Annotated in this window: 16 protein-coding genes; all 16 read left to right on the top strand. The window is 74.6% G+C overall.

What is annotated here, in order from left to right; translation table 11 throughout:
- Positions 1-42: 42 nt before the first annotated feature.
- The 16 genes from ACFY4B_RS11560 to ACFY4B_RS11485 all read left to right on the top strand — a co-directional run bounded on the left by ACFY4B_RS11560 (position 43) and on the right by ACFY4B_RS11485 (position 25,217).
- Entirely contained in the window at positions 43-1,311 is a 1,269-nt protein-coding gene (locus tag ACFY4B_RS11560; RefSeq protein WP_053112582.1) for a DUF4255 domain-containing protein, read from the top strand.
- 41 nt (positions 1,312-1,352) lie between these two features.
- Positions 1,353-3,362, top strand: a complete 2,010-nt coding sequence (locus ACFY4B_RS11555) for an ATP-binding protein (RefSeq protein WP_387967369.1) — start codon at positions 1,353-1,355, stop codon at positions 3,360-3,362.
- Positions 3,353-3,724 carry a hypothetical protein gene (locus ACFY4B_RS11550; protein ID WP_387967367.1) on the top strand — a complete coding sequence of 124 codons (372 nt, stop codon included), beginning with the start codon at positions 3,353-3,355 and terminating at the stop codon, positions 3,722-3,724. The genes ACFY4B_RS11555 and ACFY4B_RS11550 overlap by 10 nt, the downstream gene beginning before the upstream one ends.
- Positions 3,721-9,939: a DUF4157 domain-containing protein gene (locus ACFY4B_RS11545; RefSeq protein ID WP_387967364.1), complete on the top strand. Its 6,219-nt coding sequence runs from the start codon at positions 3,721-3,723 to the stop codon at positions 9,937-9,939. Before ACFY4B_RS11550 ends, ACFY4B_RS11545 begins: the two co-directional genes overlap by 4 nt.
- A 61-nt stretch (positions 9,940-10,000) precedes the next feature.
- Complete coding sequence (locus ACFY4B_RS11540; RefSeq protein ID WP_074006026.1) at positions 10,001-10,561, top strand: hypothetical protein; 561 nt, start codon at positions 10,001-10,003, stop codon at positions 10,559-10,561.
- A complete protein-coding gene (locus tag ACFY4B_RS11535; RefSeq protein ID WP_380776613.1) occupies positions 10,558-11,205 on the top strand; it encodes a hypothetical protein in 648 nt (215 codons plus the stop codon). The genes ACFY4B_RS11540 and ACFY4B_RS11535 overlap by 4 nt, the downstream gene beginning before the upstream one ends.
- On the top strand, positions 11,202-11,564 hold the full coding sequence (locus ACFY4B_RS11530; RefSeq protein ID WP_387967361.1) for a hypothetical protein: 363 nt from the start codon (positions 11,202-11,204) through the stop codon (positions 11,562-11,564). Before ACFY4B_RS11535 ends, ACFY4B_RS11530 begins: the two co-directional genes overlap by 4 nt.
- Before the next feature lie 55 nt (positions 11,565-11,619).
- Positions 11,620-12,714, top strand: a complete 1,095-nt coding sequence (locus ACFY4B_RS11525; RefSeq protein WP_049657830.1) for a hypothetical protein — start codon at positions 11,620-11,622, stop codon at positions 12,712-12,714.
- A 79-nt stretch (positions 12,715-12,793) separates the two neighbouring features.
- On the top strand, positions 12,794-13,303 hold the full coding sequence (locus ACFY4B_RS11520; protein ID WP_049657827.1) for a phage baseplate assembly protein V: 510 nt from the start codon (positions 12,794-12,796) through the stop codon (positions 13,301-13,303).
- Between the two features lie 15 nt (positions 13,304-13,318).
- Positions 13,319-13,651 (top strand): hypothetical protein, encoded by a 333-nt coding sequence (locus tag ACFY4B_RS11515; protein WP_074006030.1) that lies wholly within the window; start codon positions 13,319-13,321, stop codon positions 13,649-13,651.
- Positions 13,652-13,695: 44 nt separating this feature from the next.
- Positions 13,696-14,085: a GPW/gp25 family protein gene (locus ACFY4B_RS11510; RefSeq protein WP_387967652.1), complete on the top strand. Its 390-nt coding sequence runs from the start codon at positions 13,696-13,698 to the stop codon at positions 14,083-14,085.
- Positions 14,082-17,369: a putative baseplate assembly protein gene (locus tag ACFY4B_RS11505; RefSeq protein WP_387967359.1), complete on the top strand. Its 3,288-nt coding sequence runs from the start codon at positions 14,082-14,084 to the stop codon at positions 17,367-17,369. Before ACFY4B_RS11510 ends, ACFY4B_RS11505 begins: the two co-directional genes overlap by 4 nt.
- Positions 17,366-21,136 (top strand): putative baseplate assembly protein, encoded by a 3,771-nt coding sequence (locus tag ACFY4B_RS11500; protein ID WP_387967357.1) that lies wholly within the window; start codon positions 17,366-17,368, stop codon positions 21,134-21,136. The genes ACFY4B_RS11505 and ACFY4B_RS11500 overlap by 4 nt, the downstream gene beginning before the upstream one ends.
- A gap of 25 nt (positions 21,137-21,161) precedes the next feature.
- Positions 21,162-23,381 (top strand): hypothetical protein, encoded by a 2,220-nt coding sequence (locus tag ACFY4B_RS11495; protein ID WP_387967355.1) that lies wholly within the window; start codon positions 21,162-21,164, stop codon positions 23,379-23,381.
- Positions 23,382-23,436: 55 nt separating this feature from the next.
- On the top strand, positions 23,437-24,852 hold the full coding sequence (locus ACFY4B_RS11490; protein WP_387967353.1) for a DUF6519 domain-containing protein: 1,416 nt from the start codon (positions 23,437-23,439) through the stop codon (positions 24,850-24,852).
- Between the two features lie 272 nt (positions 24,853-25,124).
- Positions 25,125-25,217, top strand: coding sequence for an Ms4533A family Cys-rich leader peptide (locus ACFY4B_RS11485; protein ID WP_310593099.1), 93 nt, complete (start codon positions 25,125-25,127; stop codon positions 25,215-25,217).
- Positions 25,218-25,243 lie beyond the last annotated feature (26 nt).

Below are 25,243 nucleotides of genomic sequence, written 5' to 3'. Positions count from 1 at the left end.
CGCACGGGCAGATGCCACCGCCGAGCGAAGCGAGGCGGGCGCATGAGCAACCACCTCGCGATCGCCACGGTGACCGAGGCGCTGCGGCTGCTCGTCTCCCGCGCGCTCTCACCCGACATCCCGTTCGCGGTCGAGGTCGGCACCCGCAAGCCGCCGACCGAGCCGCCGGCCGACCCGACCATCACCGTGTTCCTCTACCAGGTCACGCCCAACGCCTCGCTGCGCAACCACGACGCGCCCACCCGCGCGACGGACGGCACCGTGCTGACCCGGCCGGCCGCCGCCCTCGACCTGCACTACCTGATCAGCTGCTACGGCGAGGAGTCCCAGCTGGTGGGCCAGCGGCTGCTCGGCTGCGTGGTCCGGACGCTGACCGAACAGCCAGCGCTGTCGCGGCAGTTGATCGAGGAGGCGGCCGCCCAGCCGTACCTCGTGGGGACGGACCTCGCCGCCTCGCCGCAGCGGGTGCGCTTCACCCCCACCACGATGGACGTCGACGAGATGTCCAAGCTGTGGAGCACGCTGCTCCAGACCCCCTACGCGCTGTCCGTGACCTACCAGGCCACCGCCGTGTTCGTGGAGGGCAAGGTCGATCCGGTCGCGGGCAAGCCGGTGCTGCGCCGCACCGTCCGGGCCGTGCCGTCCCGCGGGCCGGTCGTCGAGCGGGTGCTGTCCCGCCCGGCCGGGTCCACCGGCGCGCCCGAGGAGGGGCCGGTGACCAGGGACCGGGAGCTGGTCGTGGTCGGCTCCGGTCTGCGCGCGGAGCTGGTCGTGGCCCGGCTGGGCGGGCGCCGGGTGCCGGTCGCCCCGGGCGGTGTGCGGGACGACCGGCTGGTGGTCGCCGTCCCGGCGGACCTGCCGCCCGGCGTGTACCAGCTGCAGGTGCTGCACGGCCTGGCGCTGGACGGCCGGCCCGCCGCGGAGCACCTCGCCGTGGAGTCCAACGCGCAGACCTTCGCCCGGCAGCCGCGGATCGCCGCGCCGATCGGTACGGCGGACCGTACCGACGGACCGGCCGGGGTCTCGGCCCAGGTGGACGTCCGGCTGGACCTCCCGCTCCGGGACGACCAGCAGGTCCTGCTGCTGCTGGACGAGTTGAGCCCGCCGACCGGGCGCGCCGGGGCGAGCTACCAGTTCCGCGCACCCGTGCCGTCGCAGCCGCGCAGCGACCCGTACGCGGTCCGGGTGCCGGTCACCGGCGTCCGGCCGACGGTGTACCTGGCCCGGGTCCAAGTGGACGGCGTGCCGAGCGAGTTGACGGTGTCCGGCGACGGGGCCTTCAGCGGCCCCGTGGTGGACCTGACGCACTGACCACAGGATGCACCGACACAACGGACGGGACGGGGGGAGAGATGGCAACGCGCCGCAGGCAGGACCGCGAAGGCCTGGCGGACGAGTCGCACCGGCAGTCGCTGTCGGCCGCGGTCGCCGCCGTGCTCGCACGGGTCGACGCGCACGCGGCCGGCCGTACCGCCGAGCCGGCCCCGCCGTCGACCCCGGAGACGACCCGTACCGCCGAGCCGCCCGCCCCCGGCACCCGCCGCACCGGGCGGCGGCAGCCCGCCACCGCCCTGGACGCGCTCGCCGCCTCCTTCGGGCTCACCCCCTTCGAGCGGGACGTCCTCGTACTGGCCGCCGCCCCCGAGATCGACCCCACCGCCGCCGCCCGGTGCGCCGCGGCCGGCGGCGACCCCGGGCGCGGGTACCCGACCTTCTCGCTCGCCCTCGCCGCCCTGGACCGGCCGCACTGGAGCGCGCTCACCCCGGTGGGCCCGCTGCGCCGCTTCCGGCTGGTCGAGCTGGACGACGAGACGGCGCTCACCGCCTCCCGGCTGCGGATCGACGAGCGGGTGCTGCACTTCCTGGTCGGCGTGCCCTACCTGGACGTACGGCTGCACGGCCTGCTCACCCGGGTCGGGCCGCCCGGCGAACTGCCCGAACCCCACGAGCGGTGCGCGGCCGAGCTGGCCCAGGGGTGGTCCGCGGCCGGGCTGACCGGCCCGCCGCACGCCGAGCTGAGCGGCGCCGACCGCCGCACCCGCTGGGAGATCGCCTCGGCGGCCGCCCACCGCTCCGGGCTCGGCCTCTACGTCGCGCACCGCGAGGACCTGCCCACCGAGCCCGCCGAACGCGAGCAGCTCGCCCGGCTGTGGCAGCGGGAGGCGATCCTGATCCCGGCCGCGCTGCTGGTCGAGGACGGGGAGCCGGCCCGGGAGCAGCCGCGGTCCCCGAACGGCGCGGAGGCCTTCCTCGCCAGCCTGGCGGTGCCGCTGGTGGTGTCCGGCGACGAGCCCCGGCCGGCCGGGGCCTCCGACCGCGCCCGGCTGACGGTGCCCACGCTCGGCCCCGAGGAGCAGCTGGGCATCTGGACCGAGGCGCTGGACGGCGCGCCGGGCATCGCCGAGGCCGAACTCCGGGCGCTGGCCGCGCAGTTCTCCCTGCCCGGCCATGTGATCCGGTCGGCCGCCGCAACGGCCCGACGGGCGGCCGAGAAGGACCAGGACGTCGGCGAACTGGCCTGGCACGCCGGGCTGGTGGAGGCCCGGATGTCCCTGGACGAGCTGGGCCGGCGGGTCGAGCCGCGCGCCGACTGGGAGGACCTGGTCCTGGAGGAGCGCCAGCGCGCGACGCTGCGCGAGATCGTCGCCCACGTCCGCCGACGCGGCACGGTCTACCAGGAGTGGGGCTTCGAGTCGGTGCTGCGGCGCGGCCTGGGGGTGACCGCGCTGTTCGCCGGCGGATCGGGCACCGGAAAGACGCTGGCGGCCGAGGTCGTCGCCGGGCGGCTCGGGGTGGACCTGTTCGTCATCGACCTCTCCCAGGTCGTCAGCAAGTACATCGGCGAGACCGAGAAGAACCTCCGGCGGGTCTTCGACGCCGCCGAACGCGGCGGCGCGCTGCTGCTGTTCGACGAGGCCGACGCGCTGTTCGGCAAGCGCAGCGAGATCAAGGACAGCCACGACCGCTACGCCAACCTGGAGGTCAGCTACCTGCTGATGCGCATGGAGGCCTACCGGGGCCTGGCCGTGCTCACCACCAACATGAAGAAGGCGCTGGACCCGGCGTTCATGCGGCGGATCAGGTTCGTGGTCGACTTCCCGTTCCCCGGGGTGCCGGAACGCGCCGAGATCTGGCGGCGGGTCATCCCCGGGCGGACCCCCAGCGAGGGCCTCGACCCCGATCGGCTCGCCCAACTGACCGTGGCCGGCGGCTCGATCCGCAACATCGCGCTGTCCGCGGCCTTCCTGGCCGCCGACGAGGGCTGCCCGGTGCAGATGCGGCACATGCTGGCCGCCGCGCGCACCGAGTACCTGAAGCTGGAGCGCTCGCTGTCGCCCTCGGAGGTCGGCGGATGGGTGTGAACGCGCGGGACGAAGGCAGGCCGGGCACCCCCGAACACCCGGGTGCCGGACGGATCGAGGTCGAGATCGGCGAGCTGGTCCTCGACGGCTTCGACCGGATCGACCACGAGCGGCTGACGACGGCGTTCCGCGGCGAGCTGGCCCGCCTGGTCGAGACGCGCGGCGTACCGCTCGCGGCGGGCGGCGACCGCACGCTGGACCTGCTCTCCGGGCTGCCGCCGCTGCCGGCGGGCGCCTCACCGCAGCGGCTCGGCGAGGCGCTCGCCCGCGCCGTGCACGCCGGGCTGTCGGGTACTGGTCAGCTCCCGGGTACCGGGCGGCTCCCGGGTACCGGGCGGCACGTGGAACGGGGGCGGACGTGACCCAACTCAAGGCCCCCGCACGGGACTCCGCGCAGGACGCCAAGCAGGGCGGCCAGGCCCGGCGCAAGACCCGGGCGCCGAAGGCCCGTACCCCCGAGCCGAAGGAGATCGTCTCCGGCGCGGGCCAACCGCTCGACCCGGGCGTGCGCCGGGAGTTGGAGGCGCGGCTCGGGCACGACCTCAGCCGGGTCCGGGTGCACACCGACCGGGACTCCGCCGCGCTGACCGAGCTGATCGGCGCGGACGCCGTCGCGGTCGGCCCGGACCTCTTCTTCGGCGAGGGCAAGTACCGGCCGGCCGCCGAGGACGGCCGCCGGCTGCTCACCCACGAGCTGCTGCACACCATCCAGGCCCCGAACCCGCTCGGCGCGCTGCGGGCCGGCCGCGACCTGGGCGCGGTGAGCCTGCCGCAGGACACCGTCGAACGCGAGGCGGAGCAGGGCGCGAGCGGGGACCGGCCGACGACGGCGACGCCCAGCGCCACACCGGGCTGGCTCCGCTACGCGACCGTCGACGCCGACCGCTTCCGCACCGAACGGCTCGACCCGGCCACCCTGGTCGACCGGCTGGCGTCCGGCATCCTGCGCTCGCTGCGCGGCGACCCGACCGACTCCTCCGGTCGGGTGCGCCTCCAACTCGCCAGATTCGCACCTGAGTTGCAGTCCTCCGTCCTGGACCGGCTGGCGGTCCTGCTGCCCTCCTCCGACTACACCCGGGTGCTGGAACTGGTCGAGGCCGCCGAGCACCGCCCGGCCGACGTGGACGCCGCCCAGACCCCCGAGCCGGTGACCGATGCCGCCGACCGGACCTCCGACGACCGCGACCGGACGGACCAGGAGGACCGCGAGGAGCGGGACCGGAAGCAACAACTCGACGACGAGGCAGGGCAGTCGGACGACCCGAAGGCTCGCCGCAAGCAGCGGAAGCACCGCAAGGGCCAGGGCGACAAGGAGGGCAGGGACGACAAGGACGACAAGGACGGCGGCGAGGAACGCCCGGACCAGCAGGACGGGCAGCAGGCGCCACCCGCGGAGGGCGAGGCCGCGCAGAGCCCACCGGCCGCGCAGCCGGAGGCCGGTCAGGCTCAACTCCCCACGGAGGCGCAGCCGTCGGCAGTCGAGGAGGCGCCTGCGGCAGGCCCGGAACAGGCGCCCGCACCGGCCGAGGAGGGCGCCGCCCAGCCGGTCGCCGCCGTACCCGGCTCGCCCGAGGCCGAGCAGCAGGGCATCGGCACCCGGCCCTCGGCCGGCACGAAGCCGCAGGAGCCCGCCGCCGGACTGCTGCCGCAGACCACGCCGGTCAGGCCCGAGCGCCTGGACGCGATCGCGCGGGCCGAGGACAGCCCGCTGGCCCGGCACGGGCTACTGGAGGGCGACCACCGACAGGACGAAACCCCGGACGAGGAACGGCCGTTGGGCATGGAGCCCGGCGCCGACTCCGAGGTCCACGACGCGCCCGCCGCGGGCGAGGAGCGGCAGTCGTCGGCCGTCCTCGGGCCCGAGCTCAAGCCCGGGGACTTCCTGCCCTCCGCCGACCTCGACGTGTCGGCCGTCCCGACGGCCGATCAGCTCACCCTGTCGGCGGACGGCGCGCCCCCCGCGCAGGCCGAGGCGCCGGAGTTCCCCGAGCCGCCCGCGACCAAGGCCGAGCAGGTGCAGGCCGAGCGGGACAGCCGGCCGGAGGACGACGCGGAGGCGGCCCCGGCTCCGCCCGAGCAGGCGGAGCCCGGGGCGGCACCGCAGCCCGCCCCCGAGCCGACCCCCGCCACCGAGGCCGAGGACCGGAGCGCCCGCGACCTCCAGCCGGAGCAGCCGGTCGAGCAGGAGATCGGCCCCGAACCCACCGCGAACCCGGCCGCGGCCCCGGCGCCGGCCCCTGCCGAGCCCACGCAGCCGGAGGCGCCGCAGCCCGAAGCCCCCGCCGAGGCGGCGCGCGAGGCCGAACCCGCACCCGAGGCGGCCCCCGAAGCGGCCGCGTCGCCCGAGCCGAGCGGCCCGGACCGTACCGCCCCCGCGGCGCCGGGGCCGGTCGGCGGCAGCAGGCCGGTCGGCGGGGACGGCGCCGTCCTCGACAGCGCTCCCGGGGCAGCGCCCGGTGCCACCCCCGACACCGCCCTGGACGCCGCCCCCGGCCCGGCCGCCGAGCAGGCCGACGCGCCAGGCGGACTCACCGCCCAGGCCGCCCCCGACGCCTCGCTGGAGGCGGGCGGCGGCGCCTGCGCGGGCCCCCAGCAGCCCACCACCGAGGCGGAGCAGGACGGCACCGGCGGCGCCGGCGGCGGCTGTACGGCCGGGGGCGGAGGCGGGGCCGCCCCCGGTGGCGCCCAGGGCGGGCAGGAGCAGCAGCAGAAACCGGCCGCGCCCGACGTCTCCGGCCAGGACCCGCAGAGCGCGCTGGCCACCGCCGCGAGCCTGCCGCCCGATCAGATGGCCACCACCCTGGACGGCGTTGACGGCTCGGTGGACCGTACGGTCGGCGAGCAGCACGCCCGGCTGCAGGCCGCCCCGCCGACCACCCAGCGGCCCTCCGGCGCGCCGCAGACCCAGTCCGGCGCGCCCGAGGCCGCGCCGCCCGCCGAAGCCGTGACGGAGCGGCTGGAACGGGTCGGCCCGGAGGGCGCGGACGGCGGGCAGCGGACGGCCGACCAGAAGAAGGTCGAGGGCCGGAACCCCGGCGACCGGGTCGCCCCGCCCAATGTCGCCGACGACGCGGGCAACCAGGTCTCGGCGCAGGAGGTGCAGCAGGCCCAGGTCGCCGTCGACGGCGTCCCCTCGACCGACCCGGCGCTGAACACCACCGTCGGCGCCGCGCCCAAGGTCGAACTGACCGGGGAGAGCGACCCGGCACGCACCGACCGGCAGGCCGCCAAGCTCAAGGAGAGCTCCGGCAGGATCCTCGGCGTCGGCCGGGAGGACACCGCCAAGCCGATGGGCGAGGACCGGATCTACCCGGACGTCCCGAAGGAGACCCTCACCGCCTCCGTCCCCGGCGGCGGCGGCAAGCGCGGGGGTGCCAGGGCAGGCGGCGCCGTCGACACCAAGCCGGGCATCGGCATCGTCACCCAGCAGGAGCGCGGCCCGCAGATCCAGGCCGCGGTCGGCGAGGGCCAGGGCCGGCTGGGCTCCGAACAGGCCCAGCAGAAGCAGGGCGAGGCCGACGCCCGGCGGCAGAACCAGGCCGAGGTCGACCAGGCGGTCGCCGACAACGCCCAGGCCCAGGCCGGGGAACGGGGCGACGCCGCCGAGAAGGTCAAGGCCGAACGCGAGCAGTGGCGCACCGAGCAGGACGGGAAGATCACCACCGCGGACCAGGACGCCGGGGCCGAGCACACCGACAAGACCGGCCAGATCGACAAGAAGCGCGCCGGGGCCGACAAGGACGTCCAGGACCGTCAGCAGCAGGACAACCAGAAGATCCAGGACAAGCGGAAGGAGGCCGAGGAGAAGGCCCAGAAGGAGAAGGACCGCAAGAAGGAGGAGTCCGAAGGCTGGTGGGGCTGGGTCAAGTCCAAGGTCAAGGCGGCCTTCGACGCACTGGTCGAGGCCGTCACCAAGGTCTTCGACTTCTTCCGCGGCCTGATCAACGACATCATCGACGGCTTCCGGAAGTTCGCGAACTGGGCGATCGACCAGGCGCGGAAGTTCGCCGTCGAGCTGATCGACAAGCTCGCGGACGCGCTCATCAAGATCTGCGACGTCCTGCTGGCGGCCTTCCCCGAACTGCGGGACAAGTTCCGCAAGAAGATCGAGGAGTGGCGCGACAAGGCCATCGCCAAGGTCAACGAGTGGGCGGACCGGCTCAAGAACGCCGTCAACAAGCTCCTCGACGCGCTCGCCGCCGGGCTGAACGCACTGCTGGACGCGCTGGAGGCAGGACTCAAGGCCGCCATCGAGGCCGTCCGCAAGGCCGTCATGGACGCGATCGACTTCGTCCAGAAGGCGATCGCCGTCTTCGGCGAGTTCGCGGCCCTGATCGGCGACATCGCCCCCGACCCGGGCGGCTGGCTGAAGAAGCTCGGCACCGCCGCGGTCGACGGCATCCAGCACTACCTGTGGGGCGCGATCAAGAGCGCGGTACGGACCTGGTTCAACGAGAAGGTCGAAACGGTCGTCGGGCTGACGTCCACGATCGTCAACGTCCTGGTCAAGGGCTGCATCTCGATGGCCCAGATCGGCCGGATGGCCTGGCAGGCGATCGTCGCGGCACTGCCCGGGATGATCGTGTCGATCGTCGTCGAGAAACTGGTCTCGATGATCGTGCCGGCGGCCGGTGCGATCATGACGATCATCCAGGGGCTGATGGCGGCCTGGAACACCATCAGCAAGATCATCGCGGCGATCGGGAAGTTCGTCGCCTTCCTCAAGGCCGTCAAATCCGGGTCGGCCGCCTGCCTCTTCGCCGACGCCGTCGCGGCGGGCGTGGTCGCGCTGCTCGACTTCATCTCCAACTTCCTGCTCAGCAAGCTCAAGGGAGCCGGCAAGGCGGTCGGCACCAAGCTCAAGGGGATCGCCCAGCGGATCCTCAAGGGCCTGGCCAGGGCGGGTCGCGGTGCCCGCAAGGCGGCGGGCCGGGCCGTCAACAAGGCCCGCGCGAGCCTGCGCCGGGCCACCCAGTCCCTGCGGCGCCGACCCGGCCCCGGCCGTCCCGCCCGGACCGGACCCGCGCGGCACACCGTGCAGCACGCGGAGCGCCCCGCCCAGCACCGCCCGACCGCCACCCGCCCTAAGCCCACCACCCCGCGCCGCCCCACCTCCCCCGTCGGCCGCGCCCTCAACTCCTCCCGCCAGACCGTCAAAGCCGCCCTCAACCGGGTACGGACGGCCGCCCGCACCCTCGGCCGCAAGGTCCTCAACAGCAAGCTGGGCCGCGCCCTCACCAACGGCGCCCACAGGATCCGCGACGCCTACCGCAAGCAACGCGACCGCCTCCGCACCTGGCACCAGAAGCGCCAGCAGCAACGCGCCCAACGCCGCGCCCACGAGAACTCGCCCGAGGCGAAGCAGCAGCGCCTGGACCTGATCGTGGCCCGCATCCGACCCAAGATCGGGCGACTGCTCGGCAAGGGAATCCGTGCGGGAGTGCTCCGCGTACTCCTGTCCGGGCTGCGCCGCTGGTACCGGCTGACGTCGCTGGACGTGGCCGGCGGGGAGTCAGCGGCAGTCGTCATGGCACGGCTGAACCCCGAGAAGGAGGCAAGCGAAAAAGCCGCCTTGGAGCTGAAGCTGCGGCTTCAGCAGGAGCTCCACCAACACGCCCTGGCAGCTTCCAAGCGGCTTGCCGTGCAGCCGACCCAGCCACCGCCGGTCGGCGGGTCCCCCAGTGCCTCGGTCAGCACCTTCCGGGTGGACCCGGCCGCATCGCTCACCTCCCAGACACTCGCCGTCGACAGCGCACTCGCGAGCGCCCGCAAGGTCAAGGGCGGTGCGGTCGACCTCAAGCACGGCGACACCGGTGTGGTCACACGGTGGAACAAGGGATACCGCCACGATCCCGGCGGCCGACTGGTACTGGGCTCGGGCCGGGGCCGGTACCAGGACGAGCGTCGCCGGGCGCAGGAGCTCGCGGATCCCCTCGAATTCCTCGCCGCCCTCGAAGAGCTCCAGTCGGGTCACACGCAGGCCGCGTCAGGGCGGAAAGCGCCCCTGGAAGCGGTCATCGGGCTCTCCTACCTGCGCACCCTGGTCGAGAGCCAGCGCGACCCCATCATGCGGATGATGGGCCCGGCCGAGACCCGCTGGGCCAACCAGGCCACCACGGAAGCGGAGGCACGGAGGCGGCTGGACGAGATCCTGTCCCGGGGAAACATGACGCTGAACCGTTCGGTCGGCGTGGCGAAGCGGGTCCAGCAGGCCGCGGACCTCGTCGCTCCCGTCAACGGAGATCCGGCCAGGGGTGTGGACGATCCGGACGTTCAGAAGCTGCTCAAGGCCCATACGCCGAGCGTCTACACGGCGGTCCACCGGCAGGAGACCAAGTGGGCGGAGAAGGTCGGGGTCAGGAAGCCCGAGAAAGCCGAGTCGGATCTGGGTGTGGAGACGCCTGCCGGGCGCCTCGACCGGGTGACTCTGTGGACGGACCGCCTGCTGACGGACAACGTGTATATCTCCCCGCCCGGTCTCGAAGCCTACCTTCAACGGTTGAAGGACCTCGTGGACGAGATCCTCGAGCTGGACAAGGGCCTGACACAACGCGTGCCAAGGTTGTGGACGCCGTGACAGCAGATCGAAAGGACGGTGTCGAAGAATGAGCTGGGGACCGCACAGGGGACGACGTCTGGTGCTGCCCGAGGGCATCGGAGAGGCCGAGGTGACGGACTTCGTCGAGGGTTCACAGGCGACGAAGGTCAAGGAGGTCAACGCGACTCTCCACTTCGGCTTGACCCGGGAAGTGGCCTGGGAGCTGGGTCCGTTCCACATCCACTACGCGGAGGAGCATCCGTACGGGGTGCGATTCGTCATGGTCACCGGTGAGGACCGGAGTGATGTCGACGGTGCGACGGACCTGCTGGCGCGGTTCCTCCAGCCGGTCTCCGCCGACGACCTCCTGCGCGCCGTGGACGAGGCCGACTCGATCGAGGATCGCCGTGCCTCCCTGGTACGGGCCGGGGTCGGAGCCCCGCTCACCTTGGACGAGCCGTTCTTCCGGCGTATCACGGACGCGATGTGCGATCGCACCGGCGAGATCCGCGAGGGCGGCCTGTGGGCAGCCGTTTACGCGTTCTGGCCCGAACTCCTGCCGCTCATCGCCGAGATGGGCACATCTGATCCCGAGGAGTCGCTGCGCGACCAGGCGGCTTCCGTAGCCGATCTCATGCGGCGGGAGGGAGGTGGTCAATGACCGGGTACACGGACGCGCCGAAGCCGATCAGGGCCGGGCTGGTCGTCGTCGATCCGCTGCGCGGCACTCCGCAGCGGGTCGTGGTGCTGCAGTTCAATCCGGACAGCCTCGAACGGTCGTTGGCGCCGCAGGTGGCAGGAGCGGACGGCAGTGGGGACCGGACGGAGGCGTTGCGGTTGAAGGGGCCGGCCGTGGAGAGCTGGAAGTTCACGGCGGAGTTGGACGCGACCGACCAGCTGGACGTGCCGGCGCCGAACGGGATTCATCCGCAGTTGGCGACGCTCGAGCTGCTGGTGCAGCCGACCAGTGACCAGGTGCGGGCGAACCAGGCGTTGGCCTCGCTCGGGACCTTGGAGGTCACGCCGATCGAGGCGCCGCTGACGCTCTTCACCTGGGGTGGGAAGCGGATCCTGCCAGTGCGGCTGACCGAACTGACCATCACCGAGGAGGCGTTCGACATCGATCTGAACCCGATCAGAGCGGCCGTCGCGATCGGGCTGCGCGTCCTGACCGTCAGTGATCTGCCGACCGGGCACCGCGGGGCGGAGCTGTATCTCGCGCACCTGGCGCAGAAGGAGCGGCTGGGCGGTGCCGCGGCCGACGGCCGGTTGGGCGCGCTCGGGGTGGGAGGGGGGTTCCAGTGACCGTCGACCCGCTGAGCGCGCTGCCGGCGCCTTCGCCGTACCCGTTGACCAGCCGGTACCACGGTGTCCCGGTCGCGTTGCACACGGAGCCGGACGGGCGCCAGGTCCCGTACCTGCGGCGGCGGTTGCTGCCGAGTGCGGAGGGGTTGACCCCGCTCGCCGAGCACACCGTCAGTGCAGGCGACCGTCCCGATCTGCTCGCCTACCGCTACCTCGGCAGCGCCGATCAGTGGTGGCGGATCGCCGACGCCAACCCGGTGCTCGATCCACGGGAGTTGACGGCGACGCCGGGGCGGCGGATCACGATCGCGCTGCCCGGCGCGGTGCCGGGGGCGGGCCCGGGGGTGGGGAGTGGTTGACGCCTCGGCGGTGACGGGGGGCGGGGCGATCGGGTCGATCCACCTGAGCCTGTTGATGGGGCCGCAGATTCCGGTGCCGGTGCCGCAGCCGGTGACCGACGCGCTGCTGTCGGCGCAGGTGACGGTGGCGTCGGGGCAGCGCAGCGGGTTCCAGTTGGCCTTCGACCTGTCGAAGAACGGGCTGATCAACACCGCGCTGCTGCCGGGCGGTTTCTTCGATCCGAAGATCAGGGTCGTGCTGATGGCGGTGGTCACGGGGACGCCGGCCGTGCTGATGGACGGGGTGATCATCCGCCAGGAGGTCGGGATCAGCAACCAGCCCGGCCAGTCCACGCTGACCGTCACCGGTGAGGACCTGACGGTGCTGATGGACCTGGAGGAGCAGGCCGGTGTGCCCTTCCCCGCGATGTCCCCGGCGGCCCGGGTCGCCGCGATCATCGGCAAGTACGGGCAGTACGGCATGGTGCCGCTGGTCGTCCCGGAGCTGGTGCCGCAGACGCCGATGCCGACCCGGCGGATCGACTTCCAGAAGGGCACCGACCTCGGCTACGTCAACGAGCTGGCGAAGGCGAACGGTTACGTGTTCTACCTGGACCCCGGGCCGGTCCCGGGGATGAGCCGCGCCTACTGGGGGCCGGAGGTCCGGCTGGGCGTCCCGCAGCACGCGCTGAACGTGAACATGGACGCGCTGTCCAACGTCGACCAGCTCACCTTCGCCTTCGACGGCACCGCCCGCGAGGAGCCGGAGGCGCGCATCCAGCTGCCGGCGACCAAGGTGTCGACGATCCTGCCGGTGCCGGAGGTCAGCATCCTGCGGCCGCCGCTCGCGCTCAGGCCGGCGCCGGCGCTGAAGAAGAAGGTCATCGCCGACACCGCCAAGAAGGACACCTCGCAGGCCGTCGCCGAGACGATCGCGAAGGCGATGCAGTCGGCGGACGCCGTCTCCGGCTCGGGCCAGCTCGACGTCGTCCGGTACGGGCACGTGCTGCGGCCGCGCGAACTGGTCGGCGTCCGAGGGGCCGGGATCACCTACGACGGCCTGTACTTCGTCAAGAGCGTCACCCACAACCTCAAGCGCGGCTCGTACACCCAGAACTTCACGCTGGCCCGCGAGGGCCTGATCGCCCTCCAGCCGACCGTCGTCCCGTAACACCACACCACCAAGGCACCGCAGCACCGCAGAGCGTCGAAGTCCCGCAAGGCCGCCCCGACCAGCAGGAGTTGCCAGCATGGCCGAACCGACCCGCTACCTCGGCAAGTACCGGGGAACGGTGGTGACCAACACCGACCCGCTCGGGATCGGCCGCATCCAGGCGCAGGTGCCCGACGTCCTGGGCGACGCCGTGTCGACCTGGGCGATGCCGTGCTTCCCGGTGGCCGGCCCGGGCATGGGGCACTACGCCGTGCCGCCGGTCGGGGCGGGCGTGTGGCTGGAGTTCGAGCAGGGCGACCAGAGCTACCCGATCTGGACGGGCTGCTGGTACGGCTCCGCCTCGGAGGTCCCGGTGGAGGCGACGACGGGGCCGCCGGGCGTGCCGAACATGGTGCTGGAGACCTCGGGGCGGCGGGTGATCGTGCTGTCCGACGACCCGACCACGGGGATCACGCTGCGCATCCCGAGCGGGGCCTCGATCGTGATCAACGACTCGGGCATCCGGATCAGCAACGGCCAGGGCGCCTCGATCGCGCTGGTCGGCGCCACCGTGACCATCAACCAGGACGCCCTGAGCGTGACCTGACGGGGGGAGATTGTCTTGTCCGGAAAACTGCTGCACGTCAATGCGACGGTGATCTGCCCGCACGGCGCCCAGGCGACGGCGGTGCCCGCCCAGGGCCGGGTGCTGGTCGCCGGGCAGGCCGTCACCAGCACGGCCGACCTGTACACCGTGACCGGCTGCCCGTTCACCGTGGCCGGGAAGCCGCAGCCCTGCGTCACGATCCGCTGGGTGCTGCCGTCCGCCCGGATCCGGGTGAACGGCTCGCCCGCGCTGCCGCAGTCCGCCACCGGGCTGTGCCAGAGCGCCGAGCAGATCCCGCAGGGGCCGCCGGTCGTCACCGTCGTCCAACAGCGGGCGGAGGGGGTATGAGCACCACGCGATCCACCCAACAGCCCGTCAGCGGCACCGAGTTGATGGCACCAACGCCAGGGCCCGCCCGGACGGACCTCGCCTTCCCGTTCCGGATCGACAGCCGCGGGCGCACCGCCGGGGCGGCGTACGACGACCATGTGCGCGACCTGATCGAGCAGTTGCTGTTCACCAGCCCGGGTGAGCGGGTCATGCACCCGGACTTCGGCTGCGGGCTGCTCGACCTGGTCTTCGCGCCGAACAGCCCGGAGCTGGCGGCCACCCTGCAGCTGTCCGTCCAGGCGGCGCTGCAGCGGTGGCTCGGCGATGTGATCGAGGTCGTCGCGCTCGACGTGGAGAGCGAGGACAACGTGGTGCGGGTCGAGCTGGCGTACATCGTCCGCCGGACGGGCACCCGGCGGCAGGACGTGTTCGAGGGCGGGGTGGCGGCATGACCGGCCAGGCGGAATTCCCGACCTCTCAGTGCGGCACGGAACTTCGCCGGGCCGACGTGCGCGCGGCGCGGTTGCTGGGCCTGGACGGCGCCGAGCCGAGCGACGACGGGCGCACGCTGACGGTGACCTTCCTCGGCCGGGCGCCGGACGAGCTGGGACCGGAGAACATCCGGGTCGACGGCGGCCGCCGGATCACCGGTCTGCGCGCCCTCGCGGTCGACATCGAGCGCGCGGACGACCCGGAGCTGGACGACCGGATGCTCGTCACCCTCGACCGGGCGGGCGACACCTCCCGCTACCGGCTGAGCGTGGTCCTGGCGGACGCGTACGGCCGGCCGGGCACCCGCCCGTTCCCGGGCTTCGACCCGCGGTACGCGCACACCGGGTTCTCCTTCGGCGCCGACTGCCCGTCCCCGTACGACTGCCGCACCGACGAGGGCTGCCCGCCCGCCGTCCGGCCGGCCCCGGTGATCGACTACACCGCGCGCGACTACGAGAGCCTGCGCCGGCTCGTGCTGGACCGGATGAGCCTGACCGTCCCCGGCTGGACCGAGCGGCACCTGCCCGACCTCGGCGTCACCCTGGTCGAGCTGCTCGCCTACACCGCCGACCAGCTCTCCTACCAGCAGGACGCGGTGGCCACCGAGGCGTACCTCGACACGGCCCGCCGCCGGGTGTCGGTGCGCCGGCACGTCCGGCTGGTCGACTACGCGGTGCACGACGGCTGCAACGCCCGGGCGTTCGTCGCGCTGGAGGTGGACCGCTCCGTCACCCTGCGGTCCGGCACCTTCCGGTTCGCCGCCGTCGACGTCGGCCGGCTGGGCCCGCAGGAGCGCCCGGAGCTGTCCACGGTGATCCCGGACGAGGACCTGGACGTGCTCGCCCGCACCGCCGCGGTGGAGGTGTTCGAGCCGCTCGGCGGGGCGGACCTGGTGCTGCACCCCGCGCACAACACCATCCGGTTCTGGACCTGGGGCGACCAGGACTGCGTCCTGCCCCGGGGCGCGACCTCCGCCACCCTCCGCGACGACCGGCCCGACACCGACCCGTGCCCGCGCGAGGACCGGCCCGGGGCGGCCCCGCGCGAGGACACCGCCCCGCCCGGCGACCGGCCCGGCACCGACAAGCCCGAGCCCCGCACCCGCCACCTGGCGCTGCGCCCCGGCGACCTGCTGGTCATCGAGGAGGTCCTCGGCCCGCGCACCGGCGCGCCCACCGACGCCGACCCCGCGCACCGCCAGGCCGTCCGGCTCACCTCCGTCACCCCGCTGGTCGACGAGCTGTACGACCAGCCCGTGCTGGAGGTCACCTGGGCGCCGGAGGACGCGCTCGCCTTCCCGGTCTGCCTGTCCTCCCACGGCGGCAGCGACTGCGGCCCGATCGCCGACGTGAGCGTCGCCCGCGGCAACGTCGCCCTGGTCGATCACGGCCGCTCGCTCACCTTCTGCGGCGGCGCCCCGGAGTCCTTCCCGGTGCCGCCGGAGCCGGTCCGTACGGCGCCCTGCGGGCCGGGCGGGTGCAATTGCGAGGACCGCGCCGAGGGCAGCCCGGCGGCGGAGGCGATCCGGGAACTGCTCGACCAGGCCCGCGACGGCCGCCAGCTCGGCCCGGAGCAGGTCCGCGCCCTGGACGCGCTGCTCGGCGAGGCGGCGGTGCGGCGGGCCGGGCTGAGTGTGCTGCTCGCGCCCGGCGCGACCGCGGAGGGCGAGGACGGCGAGGGCGCGGTGGTGGAGCCGCCCACGGCCGACGCCCAGGCGGCGGCGCTGGAGACCCTGCTCGACCAGACCCGCTACCCCGTGCTGCCGCAGCCCTTCCGTCCGCTGCTGCGCTACGCGCCGGTCACCCAGGCGGCCGCCTACCCCGACCGGGCGCACGTCTGCGCCGGGCAGGCCGCCCTGCTCGCCGGCGTTCCGGAGCGGGTCCGGCTGCGGCTGGAGGGGCTGTGGCACCGGGCGTGCGACGGCCACCACCTCTCCCGGGCCGAACTCGCCGAACTGACCGTGCTGTTCGGCGCCCGGGTGGTGCAGGAGCTGCGGCTCGCGGAGCGGCCCGCCGCCGGGCTGCGCGAGCTGCTGGCCCGCCGCACCCGCCTGCTCGCCGCCAAGCTGCGCCGCCTGGAGGTGCTCACCGCGCGCGCCCGCTCCGGCGGGGTGCTCGGGCGGCCCACCGTCTGGGAGGTGGCCCAGAGTTGGGGCGCCCGGTACGCCGCCGGGCTCGACCCCGACTCCCCCGCGCTGGCCGGCCCCGCGGCCGGGATCGCCGTCCAGGACCCGCGCGCCGCCCTGCCCGAGGTCCGGGCCACCTCGGCGGGCCAGGAGTGGACGCCGCGCCGGGACCTGCTCGCCGACGGCCGCCGGGACCGGCACTTCGTGGGCGAGCTGGAGGACGACGGGCGCCTCGCGCTGCGCTTCGGCGACGGCCGCCACGGCCTGCCGCCCGCACCCGGCGGCACGCTGGAGGTCGCGTACCGGATCGGCAACGGCACGGCCGGGAACGTGGGCGCGGAGGCCGTCAACCACCTGGTGGTCTGCCGGGACCGGCCGCCCCAGGCGAACCGGCGCGGCGCCGCCACCCGGCCGCAGGACGCGGTGCGGCTGGTCCGCAACCCGCTGCCCGCGACCGGCGGGGTCGAGCCCGAACCGCTCGACCAGGTCCGCCGGCTCGCCCCGCTGGCCCTGGGCCGCACCCGGCTGCGCGCCGTCACGGCCGCCGACTACGCGGAGCTGGCCGCCGCCCTGCCGGGCGTCCGGCGGGCCGCGGCCGCGCTCCGCTGGACGGGCAGTGTGCAGGAGGTGCACGTCGCCGTCGAGCCGTTCGGGCAGGCGGTGGCCGGCCCGGCCCTGCTGGAGGCGGTCGGGCACGGTCTGGAGGCGTACCGCCGGATCGGCCACGACCTGGTCGTCCGGCCCGCCCTGCTGGTGCCGATCGACCTCGAACTGCGGGTCTGCGCCGCCGCCGGCTACCAACGCGGCCACGTCCTGGCCGAGTTGCGCCGGGTGCTCGGCAACCGCGCCCTGCCGGACGGCCGGCTCGGCTTCTTCCACCCGGACGCGCTGGGCTTCGGCGAACCGGTGCGGGTCTCCAGACTGGTGGCCGCGGCGGCCGCCGTGCCGGGCGTCGTCAGTGCTGAAGTGACCATGCTGCGGCGGCAGTTCGGACGGGACGACGGCGAGCTGGACGACGGGCTGCTGCGGCTCGGCGCGCTGGAGATCGCCGCGTGCGACAACGACCCCGACCGGCCGGAGAACGGCCGGCTCTCGATCGTCCTCGGAGGTGGCCGATGAGCGGCCAGTGCACCTGCGGCTGCGCGGGCACCGCCACCGCGACCCCGGTCCCGGTGTTCAACCCGCCCGGACTGGACGCCATCGGCTACCGGGTCGGCCGCTACGGGGAGTTCCTCGACAGCCTGCTCGCCCGGCTGTCCGGCCCCGCCTACCCGGCGCTGCGCGACCTGACCGTCCGCACCCCGGACGACCCGGCGATCGCGCTGCTGGACGCCTGGGCCGTGCTCGCCGACCTGCTCACCTTCTACTCGGAGCGGATCGCCAACGAGGGCTACCTGCGCACCGCCACCGAGGAGGACTCGCTCGCCCTGCTCGGCCGGCTGGTCGGGCACCGGCCCCGGCCCGGCGTGGCCGCCGACACCTACCTCGCCTACTCCCTCGACCACGACCCGCGGGCGGCCGAGGACCCGACCGTGGTGATCCCGCGCGGCGCCCGCAGCCAGAGCGTCCCCGGCCCCGGCGAGGACCCGCAGTCCTTCGAGACCGCCGAGGACCTCCCCGCCCGCTCGGCCTGGAACGAACTGGCCGTGCTGCGCCGCCGCCCGTACCAGCTGACGCCCGGCCAGCTGAACCCCGGCGGACGCGCCGAGCTGTTCGCCGCCGGCACCGCGAACAACCTCCGGCCCGGCGACCGGCTGCTGTTCGTCTTCAGCGCCGACAAGGCCGCCGACCCGGTCCACCGGATGCTGCGGCTGGTGCCCGAGGTGCGGCTCGACCGCGACAACGACGTCACGGTGATCGGGCTGCCCCGGGACCTGCGCACCCTCAAGGACCTGCGCGCCGAACTCGCCGACTGGATCACCGTCTCCGAGTCCGCCCCGAACCCCAGGCCCGGGCACAGCCGGATCATCCGGGACTTCGACGAGCAGGTGCTCGCCCCGCTGCGCGCCGACCTCGACCGGCCGTCCGGCCCGCTGGGCACTCCGGCCGAGTTCGCCGACCGGCTCGCCCCGGTGGTCGACCGGGCCGCCGAGGCCGCCGAACTGGCCCACGCCCAGCAGCCGGTGGCCGACTGGTTCGGGCATCTCGGCGAGGAGCTGACCGGCCTGCGGGACCGCGCCCACCAGCTGGAGCCGCCGCAGGCCCCCGACAAGCCCGGGCCCCCCGGCCCCGGCACCGCCGACCCGGCCGTCCGCGGACTCGGCTCGCTGCTGGCCGCGCTGCGCACCGCCCCCGCCCGGCCCCCGCTCAGCGCGCGGGACCTCGCCCGCGACCCGCAGCGCCTGTTCGCGCCCGGCTCGGACCTCGGCGCGCAGCTGCTGTCCGCGCTCGACCCCCGGCTGCGCGACGGCCTCTACCCCGCCTGGCGGCAGGTCGACCTGACGGCGCCGCTCGCCGTGCACGAGATCCAGGCGATGCGGGTGGTCGCCACCCCGTTCGGCGCCACCGCGCCGCTCAAGCCCGTCTACGGCACCGACGGCCGGATCGACCGCTACGTGGACTGGCCGCTCTCCGGCAGCACGCTGGTCAGCGTCCGGATCGCCTTCGACGACGCCGGCACCGTCCCGAAGACCGCCGACTTCACGTACGTCGAGGCGGGCAGCCTGGTGCACAGCGGCTTCTCGCTGCCGTGGGACCACACCTTCCCGTTCGGGCCGGGCCAGGTCAAGATCGTCACCACCGAGCCGACGGCACCGCCCGTACCGCCGCCGTCCGCCCTGCGGACCGCCGTACCCGCGCCCGCCCCGGAGCCCGGCGTCAGCGCCCAGCTGCTGGCCGAACTGCCGGAGCGCACGGTCTTCGTGTCCCGCCCCCAGGCCGACGGCCGCGTCCACGTGAAGGTCGAGGGCGGGCCCGGCCCCGCGCTCGACTACCAGCTCGACCCGGGCCAGGAGCGGACCGGCGAGTCCGGCGAGCTGAACGTCCGGGTGCACCGCTACGCCGGCACCGACCAGTCGGCGCCGGCCGTCGAGGTGGCCCTCACCACCAAGCTGCAGCCGGTCTCCGGCACGGTGCTCACCCTCGACGCCGTGTACGACCAGATCGCGCCCGGCAGTTGGGTGGTGATCCAGCGCCCCCGCAAGGGCCTCGACGGCGGCATCCCGGGCAGCCGCGACCTCGCCGAGGTCATCACCCGGGTCACCGACGTGCGCGTGGTCTCCCGCGCCGACTTCGGCATCACCGGCAAGGTCACCGAACTCTCCCTCCAACAGCCCTGGTTGGACGACCAGGACACCCAGCTCTCGCACCTGCGGGACGCCACCGTCTACGCCCGCGGCGAGGCGCTGCGGCTCGCCGACGAGCCCGTCACCGAGGACGTCCGCGGCGACCGGATCGAACTCGCCCGGCTCTACGACGGGTTGACCCCCGGCCGGTGGATCGCGGTCAGCGGCGAGCGGACCGACCTCCCGCACACCACCGGCGTCCGCGGCACCGAACTGGCCATGATCGCCGGCGTCGAGCAGGGCGTCGACCCGCTCCTGCCCGGGGACACCGTCCGCACCACCGTCACGCTCAGCGCCCCGCTCGCCTTCCGCTACCGGCGCGACACCGTCCAGGTCCTCGGCAACGTCGTCCGCGCCACCCAGGGCGCCACCCGCGACGAGGCGATCGGCAGCGGCGACGCGGGCGTCCCCGGCCAGCGCTTCACCCTCTGGCAGTCGCCGCTCACCTGGCTGGCCGCCGACACCCCCGGGGGCGCGCGCAGCACCCTGGAGGTCCGGGTCGACGGAGTGCTCTGGCACGAGGTCGACAGCCTCACCGGACGCGGCCCGGACGAACGGGTCTACGTCACCGCGACCGCCGCCGACGGCCGCACCACCATCACCTTCGGCGACGGCGTGCACGGCTCGCGCCTGGCCACCGGCCGGGAGAACGTCCGCGCCCGCTACCGGATCGGCATCGGCGAGAGCGGCAACGTCGGCGCCGGCCGGATCACCCAGCTCACCACCCGCCCGCTCGGCGTCTCCGCCGTCGTCAACCCGCTGCCCGCCACCGGCGGCGCCGGACCGGACGGACCGGGCCTGGCCAGGCGCACCATCCCGCTCGCCGTCACCGCCCTGGACCGGCTGGTCTCGGTGCCCGACTACGAGGACTTCACCCGCGCCCGGGCCGGCATCGGGCGCGCCAGTGCCACCCGGCTCTCGGACGGCCGGCGCGAGCTCGTCCACGTCACGGTCGCCGGGGTGGACGACATCCCGCTCGCCGCCGACTCCGACCTGCTCCGCACCCTGCGGTCCTCGCTCACCGCCTACGGCGACCCGCGGCTGCCCGTCCGGGTCGCCGTGCGCGAACTCGTCCTGCTGGTCGTCGCCGCGGGCGTCAAGGTCGCCCCGGACCACTCCTGGGACCTCGTCGAACCGGCCGTGCGCCGCGCCCTGCTCGACCGGCTCGGCTACGCCGGACGCCAACTCGGCCAGCCCGCCCACCTGTCCGAGGTGCTCGCCGCCGCCCAGGCCGTCCCCGGCGTGGACCGGGTGGACGTCGACGCCTTCACCGGCGTGCCCGGCAGCCTCACCCCGGACGGCCTGGAGAACCTCGCCGCCCAGCTCGCGCGGCCGCAGCCGACGGTCCCGGCCCGGCTCGCCCGCTACGAGGAGCAGCGCTACCGGGTGCGGGACCCCGCCGGCGAGACGCTCACCGACATCGCCGCCCGCAACGGCGTCCCGCTCGCGGAGCTGCTGCGCCTCAACCCGGCCGTCACCGACACCCGCCCGCTGCCGGCCGGCCGCGTGGTGACGGTGTTCCGCGGCATCCGCCCGGCCCAACTCGCCGTACTGGCACCGGACCTGCCCGACACGTTGATCCTCAAGGAGATCCGCGGATGAACCAGCGCATCCATCGGAGGTGGGCATGACCAGGGACCCGGACGGGCTGCTGGAGCTGCTGCCCCAGTGGCACCGGCTGCGGGACGCCGACGCGGGCGAGCCGCTGCGCGCCCTGCTGGCCGTCATCGCCGAACAGGTCGACGTCGTCCGCGGCGGCGTCGACCAGGGCTACCAGGACTGGTTCGTGGAGACCGCCGCCGACTGGGCCGTCGCCTACCTCGGCGACCTGGTCGGCTACCGGATCCTGCCCGGCTACGAGGAGGTGCTCGCCACCGGCCTGCACGGCGAGGCCTCCGCCGAGCGGATCGCGGCCCGCGACCGGCTCGCCGCCCGGCTGGCGCCCCGCCAGGACGTCGCGAACACGGTCGCCAACCGCCGCCGCAAGGGCACCCTCGCCCTGCTGGAGGAGCTGTCCGCCTCGGTCGCCGACTGGCCGGCCCGCGCCGTGGAGCTGTCCCGGTTGCTCGCCGGCACCCAGCCGGTGCGGCTGCTGCGCCCGGACGAGGAGCCGGCCGACCGGCAGCGGCTGGGCCGGGGCCGGCTGGTCGACGTCCGGCGCGGCGCGGCGCTGGACCTGCTCGGCGGGCCCTTCGACGGCCAGGCGCACACCGTCGACGTCCGCCGGGCCGCCTCCCCGCGCCGCCAGGGCGGCTACACCCCGGCCGGTGTCGCCCTGTCCGTGTGGCGGCTGAAGCCGTACCCGGTGACCCGGGCGCCGGCCTACTGCGTCGACCGGGCCAGGAACCTCTTCACCTTCTCCGTCCTCGGCAACGACGCCCCGCTGGTCACCCGGCCCGAGCCGGGGCCGGCCGGCGCGCACCCCTCGACGGCCGACACCGTGCCGGCCCCGATCCGGCGCCGGCAGCTGGCCGAGCGCACGGCCGACTACTACGGGCCCGGCAAGAGCTTCGCCATCTGGCGCGACGGCTCCCAGGAGCCCGTCCCGCCCGCCGAGATCGTGGTGGCCGACCTGACCGACTGGACGTACCGGCCCAAGCGCGGCCAGGTCGCCGTCGACCCGCTGCTCGGCCGGATCGCCTTCGGCGCCCGCTCCGCCCCGCGCCGCGGCGTCTGGGTCGACTACCACTACGCGTTCGGCGACGACACCGGCGGCGGCGAGTACCCGCGCGACCGCCCGGAGTCCCGGCACCGGACGCTCTACCAGGTCGGCCCCGGCCGGCCGTTCGAGCGGATCAACGACGCGTACGAGCAGTGGCGCGCCGACCAGCGGGACGGCACCGCGGGCGGCTCCGCCGTCATCGAGATCACCCACAGCGGCGCCTACCAGGAGCAGTTGGACTTCGACCTGGAGGCCGACGACCGGCTCGAACTGCGCGCCGCCGAGGGCACCCGGCCGGTGATCCGGCTGCTCGACTGGTACAGCAACCGGCCGGACGCACTCAACGTCCGGGGCACCTGCGCGGGCGGGCGGCTCGTCCTGGACGGCCTGCTGGTCACCGGTCGCGGGGTCAACGTCACCGGGCCGCTCGCCTCCGTCACGCTGCGGCACTGCACCCTGGTGCCGGGCTGGTCCCTGGAGCCGCACTGCGAGCCGCACGCGCCGCAGGAGCCCAGCCTGGTGCTGGACCACACCACGGCCTGCGTGCGGATCGAGCGCAGCATCCTGGGCACGATCCAGGTCGTCGGCGACGAGGTGGACGACGACCCGCTGGAGATCCACCTGGCCGACAGCATCCTGGACGCCACCGGCCCGGACCGCCCGGCGCTCTCCGGGCCCGACTGCGAGCACGCCTACGCGGTGCTGCACGCGCACCGCTCCACGGTGGTCGGCGAGGTGCACACCCACGCGGTGCGGATCGCCGAGGACAGCGTCTTCACCGGCCGGATGCGGGTGGCCCGCCGCTCGCTCGGCTGCCTGCGGTTCTGCTACGTGCCCCCGGGCTCGCGCACCCCCCGCCGGTACGAGTGCCAGCCCGACCGGGTGCGCTCGGCGGTGACCGAGCTGGTCGAGCGCGGCGAGCTGGACCCGGCGCGGGCCGAGCGGCTGCGCGAGACCGAGGCGCAGCGGGTGCGCCCGCTCTTCACCAGCCTCCGGTACGGCACGCCCGGCTACGGCCGGCCGGCCGCCGGTTGCGCGCCGGAGATCACCCGCGGCGCCGAGGACCGCTCCGAACTGGGCGCCTTCCACGACCTGTTCCAGCCCCAGCGCGAGGACAACCTGCGGGCGCGGCTGGCCGAGTACACCCCGGCCGGCACCGACGCCGGCCTCTTCTTCGCCACCTGACCGACCCTGAGCAACTCCCAACCAGCTAAATACCGTTGACTGTGAGAGGGACCCCGTGCACGCAGACTTCTCGCGCCTGACCTTCCGGCCCGGCAGGCACTACTCCGCGGTGCTGACCCAGCAGGGCCGGGTCCAGCTCGACGCCGACGCCAACGAGCAGGCCGCGATCGAGCGCTACCAGCTGCGCACGCTCGCCACCGACCTGATCGGCCGGCGCGGCGGGCCCGCCGGCGCGGCCGGGTTCGCGATCGGCTACCTGCCGGGCAACCACGACCTGGACGACCTCACCATCGGCGGCGGCCGGTACTACGTGGACGGCGTCCTGTGCGAGGCCGACCGGCCGGGGCCAGGCACCGCCGTGCCCGACGACGGCGTCTGGGGCGCCGAGGCCCGGGAGGCGCCCGCCGGCTGGACGTACTGGGACCAGCCGGACGCCTACCGGGACCAGGAGCGCCCCGGCGACCGGCTGCCCGACGCGTTCCCGTTCCTGGTCTACCTGAAGGTCTGGGAGCGCAGTGTCACCGCCGTGGAGGACCCGGAGATCCGCGAGGTCGCGCTCGGCGCGGCGATGCCCGACACCGCGGCCCGGGCCAAGGTCGTCTGGCAGGTACTGGCCCTTCCCGCCTCGGAGTTGAACGTGCCGGACGGCGGTCCGTCCCGGGTGCTGGAGGCCTTCGACGCCTGGGCCGCGCCCCGCGAGCGGCCCTCCTCCTGGCTGGCCGCGCGGGCCCGGCGGCCGGAGCGGGCCGGCGAGGACCCGTGCCTGGCGCACCCCGAGGCCGGCTACCGGGGCCCGGAGAACCAGCTGTACCGGGTGGAGGTCCACCACGGCGGATCGGCGGAGGGCGGCGCCACCTTCAAGTGGTCCCGGGAGAACGGCTCGGTCGTCCTCCCGATCGCCTCGGTCGAGGGCGTCTGGGTCGCCCTGGACACGCTGGGCGACGACGACAAGCTCGGCCTCTCGGTGGGCGACCGGGTCGAGGTCGCGGACAGCGCGTACGTCAGCCGGGACGAGGCGGCGAACCTGCTCCAGGTGGAGGAGATCGACCTGCCGGGCCGCCGGGTGCGGCTGTCCGCCGAGCCGGTCCCGGGGGTCGGGCGGCTGGCCGAGCTCCACCCCTTCCTGCGCCGCTGGGACCACCGGGAGGCCCGCGGCCGGGACGCCCTGCCCCTGGCCGGCGGCGCCCTGCAGCTCGCGGAGGGCGCCTGGCTCGACCTGGAGGACGGCGTCCAGGTGTACTTCCGGCCGGGCGGCGCCTACACCCGGGGGGACTACTGGCTGGTCCCCGCCCGCACCGCCACCGGGTCGGTGGAGTGGCCGCGGAACGCGGCCGGGGAGGCGCTGCTCCAGGAGCCGGCCGGGGTGCGGGTGCACCACGCCCCGCTCGCCTGGGTGAAGGGCCCGACCACCGTCGTCGACCTCCGCCAGACCTTCGCCCCGCTGACGGCCACCGCCCGCTCCGAGATCTGATCGGCCGGGGCGCGACAGCGGGCGCGGCGGGGCCGTCGGCATCCTCGAGCCGACGGCAGCGGGCCCGGGTGGGGGCGTCGACGGCGAAAGGGGAACCGGCCACGCCCCCCACCCGCGCACATCGGCCATCCCACCGATACGTCGCGGACATTCCCGGTGTTCGCGGTGTTCGTGGTGCTTCCGGTACCCCCGGTGTTCGCGGTGTTCACGTGTTGTCCGAATGGTGGTCGGGCTTTTTGACATCCTCCTTATCGTCATACATTCTTCTCGGCATGTCTGACCGTCACCCGATCACGTGCGCCGCCATCGAGCTGGCGCTGATCGGCGTGGCCGCGCACTGCGTTTCCGACAATCTCTGTCGCTGAATCCGCCCTGTCCCGACGCGTTTAGC

Origin of the sequence: Kitasatospora sp. NPDC001261, assembly GCF_042896795.1 — a bacterium.
Classification (GTDB): Bacteria; Actinomycetota; Actinomycetes; order Streptomycetales; family Streptomycetaceae; genus Kitasatospora.
Note: the sequence above shows the minus strand (reverse complement) of the source record. Positions and strands in the feature narration are given on the sequence as shown.

Bases quoted from the DNA above. Each gene is read 5' to 3' on its own strand.
- ACFY4B_RS11560 (WP_053112582.1), top strand. From the start codon at position 43: ATGAGCAACCACCTCGCGATCGCCACGGTGACCGAGGCGCTGCGGCTG.
- ACFY4B_RS11555 (WP_387967369.1), top strand. From the start codon at position 1,353: ATGGCAACGCGCCGCAGGCAGGACCGCGAAGGCCTGGCGGACGAGTCG.
- ACFY4B_RS11550 (WP_387967367.1), top strand. From the start codon at position 3,353: ATGGGTGTGAACGCGCGGGACGAAGGCAGGCCGGGCACCCCCGAACAC.
- ACFY4B_RS11535 (WP_380776613.1), top strand. From the start codon at position 10,558: ATGACCGGGTACACGGACGCGCCGAAGCCGATCAGGGCCGGGCTGGTC.
- ACFY4B_RS11525 (WP_049657830.1), top strand. From the start codon at position 11,620: ATGGGGCCGCAGATTCCGGTGCCGGTGCCGCAGCCGGTGACCGACGCG.
- ACFY4B_RS11520 (WP_049657827.1), top strand. From the start codon at position 12,794: ATGGCCGAACCGACCCGCTACCTCGGCAAGTACCGGGGAACGGTGGTG.
- ACFY4B_RS11510 (WP_387967652.1), top strand. From the start codon at position 13,696: ATGGCACCAACGCCAGGGCCCGCCCGGACGGACCTCGCCTTCCCGTTC.
- ACFY4B_RS11505 (WP_387967359.1), top strand. From the start codon at position 14,082: ATGACCGGCCAGGCGGAATTCCCGACCTCTCAGTGCGGCACGGAACTT.
- ACFY4B_RS11500 (WP_387967357.1), top strand. From the start codon at position 17,366: ATGAGCGGCCAGTGCACCTGCGGCTGCGCGGGCACCGCCACCGCGACC.
- ACFY4B_RS11495 (WP_387967355.1), top strand. From the start codon at position 21,162: ATGACCAGGGACCCGGACGGGCTGCTGGAGCTGCTGCCCCAGTGGCAC.
- ACFY4B_RS11485 (WP_310593099.1), top strand. From the start codon at position 25,125: ATGTCTGACCGTCACCCGATCACGTGCGCCGCCATCGAGCTGGCGCTG.